At 30.4% G+C, this 15353-nt stretch carries 15 protein-coding genes; 1 reads left to right on the forward strand and 14 read right to left on the reverse strand.

Features of this window, described 5'->3' with window-relative positions; all coding sequences use genetic code 11:
* Positions 1-190: 190 nt before the first annotated feature.
* The 13 genes from B2W91_RS18165 to B2W91_RS18225 all read right to left on the reverse strand — a co-directional run bounded on the left by B2W91_RS18165 (position 191) and on the right by B2W91_RS18225 (position 12641).
* A complete protein-coding gene (locus B2W91_RS18165) occupies positions 191-1036 on the reverse strand; it encodes an FAD binding domain-containing protein (protein WP_291583484.1) in 846 nt (281 codons plus the stop codon).
* Positions 1023-3368 carry a xanthine dehydrogenase family protein molybdopterin-binding subunit gene (locus B2W91_RS18170; RefSeq protein ID WP_291583486.1) on the reverse strand — a complete coding sequence of 782 codons (2346 nt, stop codon included), beginning with the start codon at positions 3366-3368 and terminating at the stop codon, positions 1023-1025. The genes B2W91_RS18165 and B2W91_RS18170 overlap by 14 nt, the downstream gene beginning before the upstream one ends.
* Before the next feature lie 561 nt (positions 3369-3929).
* Positions 3930-4091, reverse strand: a complete 162-nt coding sequence (locus B2W91_RS18175; protein WP_291583488.1) for a hypothetical protein — start codon at positions 4089-4091, stop codon at positions 3930-3932.
* 402 nt (positions 4092-4493) lie between these two features.
* Positions 4494-5123: a uracil phosphoribosyltransferase gene (gene upp / locus B2W91_RS18180; RefSeq protein WP_291583490.1), complete on the reverse strand. Its 630-nt coding sequence runs from the start codon at positions 5121-5123 to the stop codon at positions 4494-4496.
* A gap of 12 nt (positions 5124-5135) precedes the next feature.
* Positions 5136-5585: a ribose 5-phosphate isomerase B gene (rpiB, locus tag B2W91_RS18185; protein ID WP_291583492.1), complete on the reverse strand. Its 450-nt coding sequence runs from the start codon at positions 5583-5585 to the stop codon at positions 5136-5138.
* A 57-nt stretch (positions 5586-5642) separates the two neighbouring features.
* Positions 5643-6095: a low molecular weight protein arginine phosphatase gene (locus B2W91_RS18190; protein ID WP_291583494.1), complete on the reverse strand. Its 453-nt coding sequence runs from the start codon at positions 6093-6095 to the stop codon at positions 5643-5645.
* Positions 6096-6201: 106 nt separating this feature from the next.
* Entirely contained in the window at positions 6202-7251 is a 1050-nt protein-coding gene (locus B2W91_RS18195) for an L-threonylcarbamoyladenylate synthase (protein ID WP_291583496.1), read from the reverse strand.
* A 12-nt stretch (positions 7252-7263) separates the two neighbouring features.
* Positions 7264-7989, reverse strand: a complete 726-nt coding sequence (locus B2W91_RS18200) for a ZIP family metal transporter (protein WP_291583498.1) — start codon at positions 7987-7989, stop codon at positions 7264-7266.
* A 200-nt stretch (positions 7990-8189) separates the two neighbouring features.
* Positions 8190-8762: a hypothetical protein gene (locus tag B2W91_RS18205; protein WP_291583500.1), complete on the reverse strand. Its 573-nt coding sequence runs from the start codon at positions 8760-8762 to the stop codon at positions 8190-8192.
* A 133-nt stretch (positions 8763-8895) separates the two neighbouring features.
* Positions 8896-9972, reverse strand: coding sequence for a peptide chain release factor 1 (gene prfA / locus B2W91_RS18210; RefSeq protein ID WP_291583501.1), 1077 nt, complete (start codon positions 9970-9972; stop codon positions 8896-8898).
* A 187-nt stretch (positions 9973-10159) separates the two neighbouring features.
* The gene (gene prmC, locus B2W91_RS18215) at positions 10160-11011 is read right to left on the reverse strand and encodes a peptide chain release factor N(5)-glutamine methyltransferase (RefSeq protein ID WP_291583503.1); all 852 of its coding nucleotides are present in this window, start codon (positions 11009-11011) and stop codon (positions 10160-10162) included.
* Positions 10986-11894 carry a DUF1385 domain-containing protein gene (locus B2W91_RS18220; RefSeq protein WP_291583560.1) on the reverse strand — a complete coding sequence of 303 codons (909 nt, stop codon included), beginning with the start codon at positions 11892-11894 and terminating at the stop codon, positions 10986-10988. The genes prmC and B2W91_RS18220 overlap by 26 nt, the downstream gene beginning before the upstream one ends.
* 147 nt (positions 11895-12041) lie before the next feature.
* Positions 12042-12641, reverse strand: a complete 600-nt coding sequence (locus B2W91_RS18225; RefSeq protein ID WP_291583505.1) for a thymidine kinase — start codon at positions 12639-12641, stop codon at positions 12042-12044.
* A 409-nt stretch (positions 12642-13050) separates the two neighbouring features.
* On the opposite strand from B2W91_RS18225, the gene rpmE reads away from it, so the two are divergent.
* Positions 13051-13260, forward strand: coding sequence for a 50S ribosomal protein L31 (rpmE, locus tag B2W91_RS18230; protein WP_291563339.1), 210 nt, complete (start codon positions 13051-13053; stop codon positions 13258-13260).
* 137 nt (positions 13261-13397) lie between these two features.
* On the opposite strand, the gene rho is transcribed toward rpmE, so the two are convergent.
* The gene (gene rho, locus B2W91_RS18235) at positions 13398-14861 is read right to left on the reverse strand and encodes a transcription termination factor Rho (RefSeq protein ID WP_291583507.1); all 1464 of its coding nucleotides are present in this window, start codon (positions 14859-14861) and stop codon (positions 13398-13400) included.
* Positions 14862-15353: the final 492 nt, after the last annotated feature.

Here is a 15353-nt window from a genome sequence, read left to right on the forward strand (position 1 = left end):
AACCTTGATATGCCTATGGTTTAATGTATTTTTATTTTTTGTTCTAAAGTAGGTTTAATCTCCATCTTGTAAGCTCTTTTCAATTTCCTTATCCTCCTTTGGTTTATAATTTGTAATATGGTTCATTTAATATACTCACATCCTTCTTATGAGTATATTTCAACACATTTTTACACTGATTTTAATAAATTTAGTAACTATTTCTCATCTCCTTAAACTCTTCTAATACTTCACATAGCATTGTATGGAGCATAAACTTTCTATACTCAGAGGAACCACTAATATCATTTGTTATATTATCAGATATACTATTAATAATTTTACTTGTTCTTTCATCTGCAGAAAGCAAGTTGTTATTTAAAATGTCTTCTATTAGATAATTTCTAAATGGATATTCACATAATCCACTAAAAGCAATATTGATTCTATTATCATTTTTTAATGCTGCTATTGTAATCAAAGGATAGTCTATCTTTTCATTTTTTGTTCTTTTTACATGTATGCATGGAAGCGAAATAAATTTAGATTTTATAATTACTTGCACAATGAGCTCACCTTTAGTAAGTTCAATTCTTTTATTAAATATGTCTTTTAGAGGAATACGCCTTTTTCCACTAATGCTTGCTACTACTATCTCACTTTCCGATACCATAAGAGGTAGCATAGCTTCTTTATATATAATAGTTCCAGCTAAGTTTCCTCCTAATGTTATCTTATCCTGTATTGTATGGTCAGCTATCCTTTTAACTGTTAAACTAAGCAATGGAAAAAGGTTTGATTCTGCAATATTAGTAAGTGTCACAGCAGAACCAATTATCAATTCGTCATTTTTCAATTCTTGTTTAGTACATTCTAAAATACCTTTAATATCAATGACTGCTCCTGCATATACATTATGCACTCTTGCCATGCTAATAAATTCAGTTCCTCCACCATAATATATTGGTTCTTTCCCTATAGAATTTAATTTATCGAATAAATTAACAGCTTCTTCTACAGTTTCTGGTTTATAATATTCAAAATCAAAGGGGATCATATTTACCTCCAGTCTTAGTTTTCCATATTAATTCAGGTGATATCGGCAGTTTATCAAAATCCGATTGTGCTGCTAATGATACAGCATTAGCAAAAGCAGCTGATATTCCTAGAATACCATGCTCTCCCATACCACGAGCACCAAAAGGAGCATCTATTTGAGGAGTTTCTATAAAATCTACTATATATTTAGGATTTTGCCCATAGTGAATTGGTTTATAAGTACGTAAAGAAGTATTTTCTAATATGCCAGCATCATTGTATAAAAACTCTTCTCTAGTAGCCAATCCTAAGCCCATACTCATACCGCCCATTATAAGTCCTCTAGCAGTTTTAGGATTAATTACCTTGCCTACATCAATAACAGTTGCAGCTTTTAATAATCTATAAGTATATTTCTTAGGATCATATTCTATTTCTACAGCTTGAGCACCTACCGTCCATGATACTCCAACCTTACCTTTTCCTGTCTCTTTATCTAATTTGGTCAAATGTTTCATAATGTAACTACCACGTCCAACCATTTGTCCTCCTATAGATGTTCCTCCAGGATATTCATATCCATAAACTAGATCTTTAAATGATACATATATTTCAGGATCATCTCTTAAATATACCTTTTCATTTTCGACTTCTAAATCTTTTGGAGTACATTTAAGCACTATAGCTCCAAGCTCTCGTAATTGTTGCATTAGATCTTCTGCAGCATCAATAGCTGCATTTCCTATCATAAAAGTTGTCATACTTGCGACTGTCTTCCAATGCTTAGGTGAAGTTTGAGTATCTACGTTCATAACTACATGAACTTTGTTTATATCCATCTTCATCTTTTCTGCAAATATCTGAGCTATGGTAGTCTTCATTCCAGGTCCAATTTCCACTGCAGAGAAATTAAGATTTGCACTACCATCAGTATTTAGAGTAATAATAACACCAGATGAGGCGTTGGTTGGCGCGGTAGATGTTTTCCAAAAGCAGCTCACTCCTTTAGCCCTTATCATACCGTTGTCTACTTCTAGCCTTGTACCTTCCTGCCAATTAATTACCTCTTTTAATTTTGATATACAACTTGCTAAGTTACCTACATTACTTAGTGTCATTTTATCTTGTGTTGGTGAAAAATTTCCAGGACATATAGCATTCTTCATTCTCAATTCTAAAGGATCTATCCCTATTGAAGTTGCTACTTTATCTAAAATTCTTTCAATACAAAAAGTGAATTCTACATGGCCAAAACCCCTATAAGATGTAACATATGTATGATTAGTATATATTGAAAATGCATCACACCATACATTTTCAATATTATATGGACCAGTACAATCAACAGCTATTGCTTTTGCCATACGTGGGCCAGTATCAGCATAAGCACCACAATCTACATGGTAAGTACACTCTAAAGCTTTTATTAAACCATCTTCAGTAGTACCTATTTTAAGTTTAGCCTCAATTCCTATTTTGCATGATGATGTAGTTATGTCTTCTTCTCGAGAGTTTGCTATTTTAACCATCCTTCCTCCAACAGCTTTTGAGGCAAGATATGCTATAATTTCAAGTTGAACAGTAGCTTTTCCACCGAAAGCTCCTCCAACTAAAGGAACTCGAACAATAATATTACCTTCAGGTATATTGTAAAGTTTACTTAATCTCTTTTTCACCGAAAAAGGCTCTTGAGAAGAGGTATATATTATTACATTTCCATCTGGTAATATTTGAGCTTTAGCATTTCGAGTTTCCATAGCAATATGGTCGCATTGTGGAAGTGAAAAACTTGATTCTATAATAACATCGCTTTCTTCCCATCCTGTGCTCATATTTCCTTTTCTAATCTTCACATGGTCGGCGATATTTGAATTAGGCTTAGGGGATACATTATCAATTGTACGATGATATTGTTCCAGATTTTCATGTATTAGTGTAGCAGATGGTTTTATAGAATCACCTATTGAATTTACTACAGGCAATGGCTCATAAACAACCTTTATAAGCTGTACAGCTTTCATTGCTTCGTCCTCACTATTTGCTACCACTACAGCTACAGGTTCACCAAAATATCTTACCTTATCTTTTGCAATAGGAGGCCTGTCTTCAATTACAGAACCACTTAGTACAGGATAATACTCACCAGTGATTATAGCTTGAACGCCAGTAGCTTTTGATGCCTGTGAAGTATCAATTGATTTTATAATGGCATGAGCATGAGAACTTGTAAGCATTTTAGCATGTAAAATATTGGAGGTTGTTGTATCATCATTATATTTTGCAGCACCAGTAACCTTAGCCCAAGCTTCTTTTCTAGTGGTATTTACTCCAATTCTCGATATATACTCCATGCGATTCTCTCCTTTATATAAATCTTTAATAAATAAAATTCCACTTATATTAAGATAGTTTTTCCATATTTATCTACGATATTCATAAATAAAGAAAATCAGCTAAAAAATAAGTATGTATACTATTAAAGATGTGGAGGAGATTAAAAATCATGTATTTTTAAAAAATGATTTTATTCTAAGGAAAATCGTGATATAAGTCATTGATATTGAAACTATATATGAATATCTAATAATACTTTTTATTTCTTCTTTTTTATATAAATAAAATGTCTCAAAAATTATATAATACATATTTATCACATGGTGAATAAGATATTCATAAAAAAATAAAAAAGTAATTCTTTAACGAATTACGCTTTCAATTAGGTTAAGTAAAATATATATTGAATATATTTATTAATGATTTTTCAAAGTAATTTTATTGCCTACCTTTACTATTTCTGCTGTTCCTATAATATTTTTATAGTTATTATTGACAACAAATTTTACTCCATCTTGTTCTACTATTAAATCATTTTCTTTTTGTTCATCCAGAACAATATCAAATTTACTCCCACTTCAGCAGAAGCCAGTAGCTACAATCCTTATAGCAGTTTTATTTTGCTTGTTTAAAAGAATTATAACGTCATTTAATACTGTAGATGATATTATAATGCTAAAGTTTGACTTTTTCTCTTCTTGTACCTCTTTACTTTTTTTAATAAATGAAAATATCCCCATTTTATACCTCCATATATAGGCTATTCAAAAGTTAATGTACAACTTAGTCAATGGAAAATTGACGATGGACAATTGACAATTATGGTTGGTATTAGTTTTAGTTAAACTAATTTCTTTAATAGATTTTTTAATAAAAATCACTATACCGCTTCAAAAATAAATTAGTCTTAAATTTCCAAACTTTTGCTGAAAAATGCCCTCAATTGCGGATTGACTTAAGTCGTAGATTCAATAGTTTTAATTATAATGCTAAAATCATTAATTATTTTTATTTCTCTGATTCTAATAATTATTATAAAGAGCACATGTGGAGATGTTATGAAGATAGTGGAAAGTATTAAAATGCATAAATAAAAACTGCTGGCATATTTATTTTGCCAGCAGTTTACTAATTACAATTAATTATTTTGTTCCGAAAAGCCTATCTCCTGCGTCTCCAAGACCTGGTACTATGTATCCTTTATCATTTAATTTTTCATCAAGTCCTGCTATATATATATCAACCTCTGGATGAGCCTTTTGAACAGCTTCTACTCCTTCTGGTGAAGCAACTAAGCACATAAGTCTTATATTCTTAGCTCCTCTTTTCTTTAATGCAGAAATTGCATCTATAGCTGAACCGCCAGTAGCTAGCATTGGATCTGTTACAATTACATCTCTTTCTTCTATATCCTGCGGTAATTTGCAGAAATACTCTACTGGCATTAATGTTTCTTCATCTCTATACATTCCTATATGACCTACTTTAGCAGCTGGTATAAGTTTAAGCATTCCATCAACCATACCTAATCCCGCTCTCAATATTGGAACTATTGCAAGCTTCTTACCTGAAAGCATTTTACAAGTTGTTTTACATATTGGAGTTTCTATCTCAACATCTTCAACTTGTATGTCACGAGTAACCTCATAAGCCATAAGCATAGCTATTTCTTCAACTAGCTCTCTAAAGTCCTTCGCACCTGTATTTTTATCTCTTATAATAGCTAATTTGTGTTGTATTAATGGATGTGTTATTTGTGTTACTTTACTCATGAATTTTGCCTCCTACTTGTTGTATTTTTTTTCTATTTCTGAAATTTTATCAATTCTGTTTTGATGACGATTGCCTTCAAATTTAGCATCTAGGAAAGTATCGACTATATCAAGAGCTAAGCCCTTGCCAACAACTCTCTCCCCTAAAGCTAATATATTTGCATTATTATGCTCTCTTGTTGCATGAGCACTAAAAGTATCACTGCAAAGAGCTGCTCTTATTCCTGGAACCTTGTTTGCAGCTATACTTATTCCTATACCTGTACCGCAAATCAATATTCCAAAATCAAAGTTTTTAGCTGCTACTTCTTCAGCTACTTTTAATGCATAATCTGGATAGTCACAAGAGTCTGATGTGTTAGTTCCAAAGTCCTGTAATTCATGCCCCTTAGCTTGTAAATGCTTTATAATTTCATTTTTTAAGCCCAATCCACCATGATCACTACCTAATGCTATTCTCATATTTGCACCTCCGAACTTTATTGTTTTCTATTTATTATTATAAAAAAAAGATATTAGTTAAATACTAGTATCTTTTTCTATTTTCTCAATAAGTAATAGAACATTCTCCTCTAATTCATTAAAGGTTTTAGAATATATGTCAATATCTCCTCCAAAAGGATCAATTACATCTCCTGACTTTCCTATATACTCATTGAAGGTAAATACCCGATTCCTAAACTGCTGTACCTCCGTAGTCAAATAAGTTTTCATATAGGTTGTCATGGTTAAAACCAAGTCAGCTTGTTCTAATATATCAATATTCAATTGAACTGCATCTCTGCTACTAATATCAATTTTATACTTATTTTTCAAAAGATTTGAGGTATGCATTGAGGTTTTAGAAGAAGGATTAATAAATAAACCTGCTGAAATTGCAGATACATTTTCTAATTTGCAATGATGATTGAAAAGCGCTTCTGCCATATTACTTCTACAGGTATTTCCTGTACAGATAAATAATATCTTCATAATTACTCCTCCTTTTAAAATTTATACAATTATAATCAATAATCTTAAAGTAAATCGAAACTTTAAGATAACTTTTATTCTTACTCTCTAATCTCAATTATTTTAATCATAGATTTATTATATCAAAACCAGCACTTTTGTTTAATCTATTCATAATTGCAAGGCCTACACCTTCTTCTGTAAATGCCTCACAAAGTATAACATCAACATCACTATGATCAAAACTTCTTAAAACTTTAAATAGGTTTTTTGCTACATCCTCTAAATTTTCTCTACTTCCTAAAGATACCACAGTACCTAACTTATAATTTTCTATAGTTTCATCTGTAGCCATTACTCCTACCTTTTTATTATTTTCTATATAATTTAACATCATTTCGTTGATTTTTGCAATAGTTTTTTTAATATCTCCATTAAATACTTTTACTGGAGCCTTAGGTGCATAGTGTCTATACTTCATTCCTGGCGCCTTAGGCTTAAATTCTTCTGTAGGCTTTGAAGTTACACTAGGATCTATATAGACATCTTTATCAATCTCTTGAAGCATTTCTATGGTTATGCCGCCTGGCCTTAATATACAAAGCGGTGATGATGTGCAATCTACAATAGTAGATTCTAAACCCACTTCACTTCTAGTCCCACCTAAGATGTAATCAACTTTTCCTCCTAAATCCTCTATACAGCTTTCTAAATCAGTAGGGCTAGGTCTGCCTGAAATATTAGCAGAAGGTGCTGCTATAGGAGTGTTAGCTGCCTTTATAAGCTTAAGTGCAATTTCATTTGACGGCATTCTTATGCCTATAGTTGGAAGATTTGCACTTGTAGCCTCTGGAATCATATCACTTTTTTCAAATAGTATAGTTATAGGTCCTGGCCAAAACTTATTCATTATCTCCTTAGCAACCTCTGGCACATTTTTGACATAAGGAGATATATCAAAATCTGCTACATGAACAATAAGAGGATTATCTTGAGGACGGCCTTTAGCAATAAATATCTTTTTTACTGCTTCTGTATCTAATGCATTTGCCCCTAATCCATATACAGTTTCTGTGGGAAAAACTACAGTTCCTCCATCTTTTATCACATTTCCTGCTTCCTTCATTATATCTTTATCTATATTTTCTTCAACTAAATTCGCAACCTTTGTTTCCATACGTTTATTCTCCTAAATTACATTTAACATTATAAATCCTAAAACTATACCACCAAGTATTGATAAGGTAGTAGTAAAATTATCTGTTAGTTCATTACTTTCTGGCAACATTTGACCAAAAATAACATAAAGCATTACACCACTGGCAAAAGCTAGGCACTTTCCTAATATTGATTGTGAAATGGTTCCTAAGATAATTCCTAGCCATGCTCCTATAGTTGTCGGTAATGCAACTAAAAAAGCGTAGAACAATATTTTAGAAGGCTTAACTCCTGAAATAATAAGAGGAGTGGCCATAGCAAGTCCTTCAGGCATATCATGAATTGAAATCAATATGCTCATCTTTATACCTAAATCTGCTTCTTTTAAAAAGCCAAACCCCATAATAAGCCCTTCTGGGAAATTATGAAGCATAATACCTAGCGCCATTAAAAAAGCAACTTTCATATGTGTATCTTTATGAAGGCTTGTTTCCTTACTTAGCATATCGGTTAATAATATAATTATTATACCAAACGAAACAAACAATAAAGTATCAATAAATCCATTATAATTTAAGGCTTCCGGTATTAGCTCTAAAAAAACTATGGATACCATAATACCTGTAGCTACTCCTAAAATTGTTCCCATTAACTTTGCAGAAGGATTCTTTATAAAGACTCCTAGTGCTGCACCTAAAAGTGTTCCTGCAAGTGACACTAAAGCAGAAAATAAACCTATATAAATTACAGTTTTCATGTGCGTCCCCCTAACCCCATAACAATTAATAATTTACATTTCTAATACTTTCTTTATAATGTATCTTTAAAAGTAATTAGTATATTAGTCTATTTTAGGCCCTGATATAAAAATATAAATCAGATTTTTAAATGTAAACTATAAACTATTATTACCAATTCTATTACTATCAATTTATTTTAGGTTAGGGAAATTTATTCTTATCTTCTGCATTCTTTTATTATTTCTACTGCACTATCAGTGAAAACCGCATTTACACACATCTTATATAAATACTCAAGTAAAATATACTTTTTAATTCCACCTTTTCTAATTATAAAGTAAAAATATGGATCTTCCTCTAGCAATCTTACTCTACTATAATATTTTGCTACTGTTCGTTGTTTTCGCAAAAATTTAGGACCTATTTGATAAACCCTTTTATTTCTAACCCTTGTTTTGGTTATAATCATAATATTAAAATGTTTATCACTTGGAATAGCATGAACTATTGCAATCTTATCTATTAGGATACTATATTTAATTTTTAATATTCCTGTTTCAATAAAAAGTCTATCATCCTTCCGTCTAAACTCTAAATAATTTTCATTACATCTTATTAACATAGCTTGAAATATTAAAAATTCCGTTACTAATAAATATATAATAAAAAAGATATTAAACTTTTTAGAGTAAAATAATACTATTGGCAATAAAATAAAAATAAAGCCCATAGACAGCATAAACCTTTTATAAGATTTTTTTTGCTTCTTAAGAGCTTTATTTATGTCCATAATCTCACACCCCATAATAATAAATTAATTTAGCTAATTAAAACATAACAATTTAGTAAGCATATTGCTAGAAATATTCTATTATATAAAATATACTAAAATATCAGCTAGTTATTTTTAAGATATCTAATTTTTAATCATTATTTCCCATTGCTTTCATTTTTTCTGCTTGGTCAGTTGTGATCAATCCGTCTAACATCTCGTCTATATCTCCATCAAGGAATGCTTCTAATTTATATAGTGTTAAACCTATTCTATGATCTGTTACTCTTCCTTGAGGATAATTATAGGTTCTAATTCTTTCACTTCTATCCCCTGTACCAACTTGACTTTTTCTGTCTTCAGCTATACCTGCAAGTCTTTCAGCCTCTGCTGCTTCAAATAATCTAGCTCTTAGTATTTTAAGTGCTTTTTCCTTATTTTTAAGCTGAGATTTTTCATCTTGGCATGATACTACAAGTCCTGTTGGTATGTGAGTCATTCTTACTGCTGAGTCAGTAGTATTAACGCACTGTCCACCATTTCCTGATGCTCTAAACACATCTACTCTTATATCGTTCATATTAATTTCAAGATCAACATCATCAACCTCAGGAAGAACTGCAACAGTAGCTGTTGATGTGTGAATTCTTCCACTTGACTCTGTATCTGGAACTCTTTGTACTCTGTGAACTCCACTTTCGTACTTAAGCTTACTATAAGCCTTATCACCTTTAACCATGAATACAACTTCTTTGAAACCGCCAATATCAGTTTCATTTGCACTCATCATTTCAACTTTCCATCTATTTCTTTCAGCATATCTTGTGTACATTCTAAAAAGATTTGCAGCAAATAGTGCAGCTTCGTCTCCACCAGCTCCTCCTCTTATTTCTATAAACACGTTTTTATCATCATTAGGATCTTTAGGTAATAATAAAATCCTTAATTCTTCTTGTAATGTTTCTATTGATTCATTAAGTCCTTTTATTTCTTCTTGAATCATTTCTCTCATTTCTCTATCTGATTCTTCATTTAACATTTCTTTATTAGTATCCAAATCTTCTACAGAAGTTTTATATTGTCTATATTTTGTTACAACAGCTTCAAGCTCAGAATGTTCTTTACAAAGCTTTTGCCATTCTTTTTGGTTAGCCATAACAGATGGGTCACTTATCTTGTTTGAAAGTTCATCATATTTATTTTCAATAAAATCCAATCTATCTAACATAAAATTATCACTCCGTATAATCAATTTAAATTTATCTAAAATCTAGTTTAATTTATCGTAAACATCTAAACGTTATTATTCTACATCATATCATTATACCAATAAAATAATTTGTTTGCAATTTGTGAAATAAAAATTTCACTGTGATTCTAAGCTAAAATAATTAGTAAAATATACTAGAAGTTTTCTAAAATACTTGCCCAATTACAACTCTATCATTTTGGTATAAGTCTTTTAAAGAATAGATATTTTCAAACCCATTTTCCTTTAAAATTTTTATCACTGCTTCTTTCTGGTCATGACCTATTTCAAAGGCTAGATATCCTCCACTTTTTAAAGTATATTTACTTTCTAAAGTAATTGTTCTATAAAAATCTAAACCATCATCTCCACCATCTAACGCTAGATGCGGTTCATAATTTTTAACATCCTCCATTAAAGTTTCAATTTCATCCTTTCTTATATAAGGTGGATTAGAAACTATCATATCAAAGGTTTTCTTTTCTTCTATTCCTCTATTTAATAAATTGCTATAATAGACTTTACATCGCTCTCTTACCCCTAACTCTTCTATATTCTTCTCTGTTATCTCTAACGCCACTTCACTTATATCATAAAGAATAACATTTGAATTACTTATGTAATGTGCAATAGAAATTCCTATTGCACCACTGCCCGAACAAACATCGCATATACATTTAAGATTATTTTCTTTTATAATTTTTATACATTCTTCTACTAATATTTCCGTGTCTGGCCTTGGAATTAAAACTCCTTCTTTAACACGAAAATCTAACCCCATAAATTCTGAACTTCCTAGTATATATTTTATAGGCATTTTTTCACTTCTAAGCTTTATGAGAGATAGAAATTCCTCTTCATCTTCTTTAGAAACCTCAATATCTCTATTCATCATTATATACAGTTTTTCTACCTTCAAAACATGGCAAAGTAAAAGATTAGCATCTATCATGTAACTTTCAATTCGATTGTCTTTTAATATTTCATAACCTTTAGTCAATAATGTCGCTATTTTCATAAGCTACCTCACTTAATGCTTCATCTTCTATTCCTTCTGCTTTCTTTAAAGCTTTTATTGCTACCTCTATCATTTCTAAATCTGGCTCTTTAGTAGTTAGATTTTGGAGCATAAGCCCTGGTTTTGCAATAATTCTTGATAATTTACTTTCGCTTTTTCCCAAAAATCTTATAATTTCATAAGTTACACCAGACACTACTGGAAGCAATAATATTCTAGAAATAATTCTTTGTGATATTGATTCCCAACCTGTTAATGAAAATATTAATATGCTTATAATCATAACTAAAAATAAGAAGTTTGTTCCGCATCTTGGATGTAATCTGCTAAATTTCTTAGCATTTTCTGCTGTCAACTCTTCTCCGCTTTCATAGCAAGCAATTGACTTATGTTCTGCACCATGATACATGTAAACCCTTTGTATATCCTTCATTTTTCCTATTGCTACAATATATATAAAAAATATAGTTACTCTTATTATTCCTTCTACCATGTTTAATATTAGAGGACTATCTTTTATATAGATTTTGGTAACATTAGCTAAAAAAGTTGGGAGTATAAAAAATAATAGTGTTGAAAAACCAAGAGATATTATCAGTGAAATTCCAAGTATTATATCCTGCCCTTTATCCTTAAAGACTCTGTCAAACCATTTATCAAATTTACTTTCTTCCTCTTCTTCTGTTTCAAATAATGATGCTGAATAGTTAAGGCTTTTTATTCCTATAATTAAAGATTCAATTAAAGATACAAATCCTCTTATTATAGGTAGAGATAATAGCTTATTTTTTTTGGTATTACTTACATAACTTTTACTTTCAACTTCAATTTCTCCGTTAGTAACCCGTACAGCAGTAGCTATGCCTTTAGCCCCTCTCATCATAACTCCTTCTATTACAGCTTGCCCTCCCACGGAAGTTTTTCTCTTTTTTAAGCTTAAATCCTTATTCACATAAACACCTGCCTATTTATTTTCTTTATTTTATAGTACTTACTTAATATACATAAAGTTCTACGATACTTCGTTTAACTATTTTTCCTTCTCGTATTTACCTTTATATTCAAAATAGCATTTTGGGCAAAGTGCCTCATATCCTATATTGTCTTCTTTATCTATAGCAATCTGCTCACCTTCAAAAACGAACTTTCCATTAATCATTCTTCCATTTAATAGAGCTTTCTTCCCACAATTACAGATAGTTTTTAATTCTTCTAAACTGTGTGCTAAAAGTAATAATCTCTCACTTCCCTCAAAGCCTCTCATTTGGAAGTCTGTTCTTAATCCATAACATATAGTTGGTATGTCCATTTTAACTGCAATCTCAAAAAGTTCATCAATTTGTTTCGCTTTAAAAAATTGCACTTCATCTCCTAATATGCAATCTATAGGGCCCTTCTCTTCTATATATCTACCTATTTCATCATATAAGTTTACATCACTTGGTACCCAAAGGTCCGCTTCTCTTGTAACCCCTAATCGTGAAACTACCTTATTTCCTCCTTTAGTATCAGTTTTAGGTTTTACTATAAGTATTTTCATACCTCTTTCTTCATAATTATGAGCTACCTGTAATAAATTTGTTGATTTTCCACAATTCATAGCACCATATCTAAAATAAAGTTTGCTCATTATAACTACCTCCACTTTTTAGCACAAAAACATAACTATAGGGCCAATAAAAAATTAGTTTATACTTGATTTTAATTTCCATAACAAAAGTTCTTTTCTATGAATTAAAAATTAAGAATGAAAAATGAAGAATTATGGTTAAAACTCCATCGTCAAAGCCTTTGGAGTTTTCTTAATAAATTTCATCTTAATTTTTCACATTCGATCCCTATATATTATGATGTTTTCATTATTACGAAATCGTATAATTTATTTTAATCCATAATTAATTGTAAATCAAATTAAGCTTTAATAAATATTGTTGGAAATTTCTACACTAGGCTTTAAATTTATTGACTTAAAGTTTTAAATTATGCTATAATCAAGTAGTTGACAATACGGGTAAGTATGTTCGAAAGAGGTGAAGATAATGAGAGAAGGAATACATCCAAATTACAATCATGATACAGTGGTTAAATGTGCTTGCGGAAACACTTTCACAACTGGTTCAGTAAAAGATGAACTAAAAGTTGAAATCTGTTCAAAATGTCATCCATTCTACACTGGAAAACAAAAGATTGTTGATGCTGGTGGAAGAGTTGATAAATTCATGAAAAAATTCAACATTAAAAGCGAATAGTAATGAATATATAAGGCAAGAAAATGTAGTTTCTTGCTTTTATTTTTTTGTGGACAGGCTTATATATATAAAAGTCGTGATAATCTATCACGACTTTTTACTTCATAATGAACAATTTTTAATTGTTCATCTCCATATTATTGCTTTAATAAATCTGTATTTTTACTTAAAACATCAAAAAATTCTTTATTGCTCTTAGTTTTTGATAGAAGATTTATAAGCTTTTCAGTTACTGCTTGAGAATTTCCCTCATTATACATAAGCTTTCTAATACTATATGTAATCTCTAATTCTAATTTATTTAGTAATAAATCTTCTCTACGAGTTCCTGACTTATATATATCTATAGCAGGGAATATCCTTCTCTCTTGAAGAATTCTATCTAAATGAACTTCCATATTTCCTGTACCTTTAAATTCTTCAAAAATCATATCATCCATTCTGCTTCCAGTTTCCACCAATGCCGTTGCAAGTATAGTTAAACTTCCACCTTCTTCAACATTTCTAGCCGCACCAAAGAATTTTTTTGGCATTAAAAGGGCACCAGTATCTAGTCCTCCAGATAAGGTTCTTCCTGTTCTTGTTATTGTAAGATTATACGCTCTTGCAAGCCTTGTTAAACTATCTAATAATATTACAACATCCTGCCCCTGTTCAACCATTCTTTTTGCTCTTTCAAGTACCATATATGCTACTTTAGCATGATGTTCTGGCTCTTCATCAAAAGTTGAGTAAATAACATCTCCATGAATACATCTTTGCATGTCCGTAACTTCTTCCGGTCTTTCATCTATCAGTAAAACTATTAATTTGGTTTCTGGGTGATTTGTGGATATGCTTTGAGCAATTTTCTTTAAAAGAGTCGTTTTACCTGCTTTAGGTGGAGCAACTATAACTCCTCTTTGCCCTTTTCCGATTGGCGATATGATATCCATAAGTCTGGAAGATAAATCATTAGAATCGGTTTCAAGTTTGATTCTTTCTGTTGGATATATTGGAATAAGCTTTTCAAAAGGTGTTCTTCTAGAAGCTTTTTCTGGATTTTCCCCATTAATACTTTGAACAAACAATAATGCTTTATATTTTTCGCCTTCTTTTGGTATTCTGACTTTTCCTTCTACTTCATCTCCAGTTTTTAAATTGAATCTTCTTATTTGCGATAATGATACATATATATCATCTGGTCCACTTAAGTAATTGTTAGATCTTAATAATCCAAAATTTCCGTTATCACTTATCTCTAGTACACCTTTTGCTGTGTCTGATTCATTTATTAACTCCCTAAGTCTCTCTTTTTTCTCTTGAACTGTTTCAGTTTTTTCTTCCTCAAAATCTGTAGAATCTTCTTCTCTTTGAAGTTCCTTATTAGCTACTTCTATTCTACTATATTCAGGTTCTACTACTTGTTGTTCAGTTTTACTTTCCTTAGGACTAATTCTCTCTCTTAAAACAATTCCTGATCTTTCTATTGACACCGGCGACACTTTTTTTATTTCTTGTATAAGTTCAGCTTTTTTAAACTTAGAAATATTTTTTATCCCTAAGCTCTTGGCAAGTTCCTTAAGCTCGCTAAGATTCATTTCATCTAAGTCCTTACTCATGAGAATTTCCACCTCCGAATTCTTAAATTATCTATTTTAAGTACAAAATTATTCTCTATGATACGTATGTAAATATTGTTAGGTTAAATTATATCCTATTCAAAGAGTTTTATCCATATTTTTCAAGAAATAATTGGAATACTTTTAATATATATTATAAATACTTTGTGTTTTATGTATTTCTAAAAACAACAACTATTAGCAAGGTTACAGTGCCTTATTATACATATACCATATATCTTTTGCAATATTTTTTCAAATGTTTTATTTGTTTTTTCTATTTTGATATTTTAGTTTAACAATTTACTCTATTTTAATTATACTCCTTTTGCATGGAAAATAAATTTATCTTAAAAATATGTTGGATTTTATTACATAATATGAATAAAATGTGATTATATTGTACATTTGTTGGAGCTATTTTTTATTTAAGAGGGGAAATGAGAATAATTTAAATTTCCAAAAGTGATCTAGAATATGAAATTAAAGATT

It is taken from the genome of Clostridium sp. UBA6640 (assembly GCF_002455975.1).
Lineage (GTDB): Bacteria > Bacillota > Clostridia > Clostridiales > Clostridiaceae > Clostridium_J.

Bases quoted from the DNA above. Each gene is read 5' to 3' on its own strand.
- B2W91_RS18165 (WP_291583484.1), bottom strand. From the start codon at position 1,036: ATGATCCCCTTTGATTTTGAATATTATAAACCAGAAACTGTAGAAGAA.
- B2W91_RS18170 (WP_291583486.1), bottom strand. From the start codon at position 3,368: ATGGAGTATATATCGAGAATTGGAGTAAATACCACTAGAAAAGAAGCT.
- B2W91_RS18175 (WP_291583488.1), bottom strand. From the start codon at position 4,091: ATGGGGATATTTTCATTTATTAAAAAAAGTAAAGAGGTACAAGAAGAG.
- upp (WP_291583490.1), bottom strand. From the start codon at position 5,123: ATGAGTAAAGTAACACAAATAACACATCCATTAATACAACACAAATTA.
- rpiB (WP_291583492.1), bottom strand. From the start codon at position 5,585: ATGAGAATAGCATTAGGTAGTGATCATGGTGGATTGGGCTTAAAAAAT.
- B2W91_RS18190 (WP_291583494.1), bottom strand. From the start codon at position 6,095: ATGAAGATATTATTTATCTGTACAGGAAATACCTGTAGAAGTAATATG.
- B2W91_RS18195 (WP_291583496.1), bottom strand. From the start codon at position 7,251: ATGGAAACAAAGGTTGCGAATTTAGTTGAAGAAAATATAGATAAAGAT.
- B2W91_RS18200 (WP_291583498.1), bottom strand. From the start codon at position 7,989: ATGAAAACTGTAATTTATATAGGTTTATTTTCTGCTTTAGTGTCACTT.
- B2W91_RS18205 (WP_291583500.1), bottom strand. From the start codon at position 8,762: ATGGACATAAATAAAGCTCTTAAGAAGCAAAAAAAATCTTATAAAAGG.
- prfA (WP_291583501.1), bottom strand. From the start codon at position 9,972: ATGTTAGATAGATTGGATTTTATTGAAAATAAATATGATGAACTTTCA.
- prmC (WP_291583503.1), bottom strand. From the start codon at position 11,011: ATGAAAATAGCGACATTATTGACTAAAGGTTATGAAATATTAAAAGAC.
- B2W91_RS18220 (WP_291583560.1), bottom strand. From the start codon at position 11,894: ATGATGAGAGGGGCTAAAGGCATAGCTACTGCTGTACGGGTTACTAAC.
- B2W91_RS18225 (WP_291583505.1), bottom strand. From the start codon at position 12,641: ATGAGCAAACTTTATTTTAGATATGGTGCTATGAATTGTGGAAAATCA.
- rpmE (WP_291563339.1), top strand. From the start codon at position 13,051: ATGAGAGAAGGAATACATCCAAATTACAATCATGATACAGTGGTTAAA.
- rho (WP_291583507.1), bottom strand. From the start codon at position 14,861: ATGAGTAAGGACTTAGATGAAATGAATCTTAGCGAGCTTAAGGAACTT.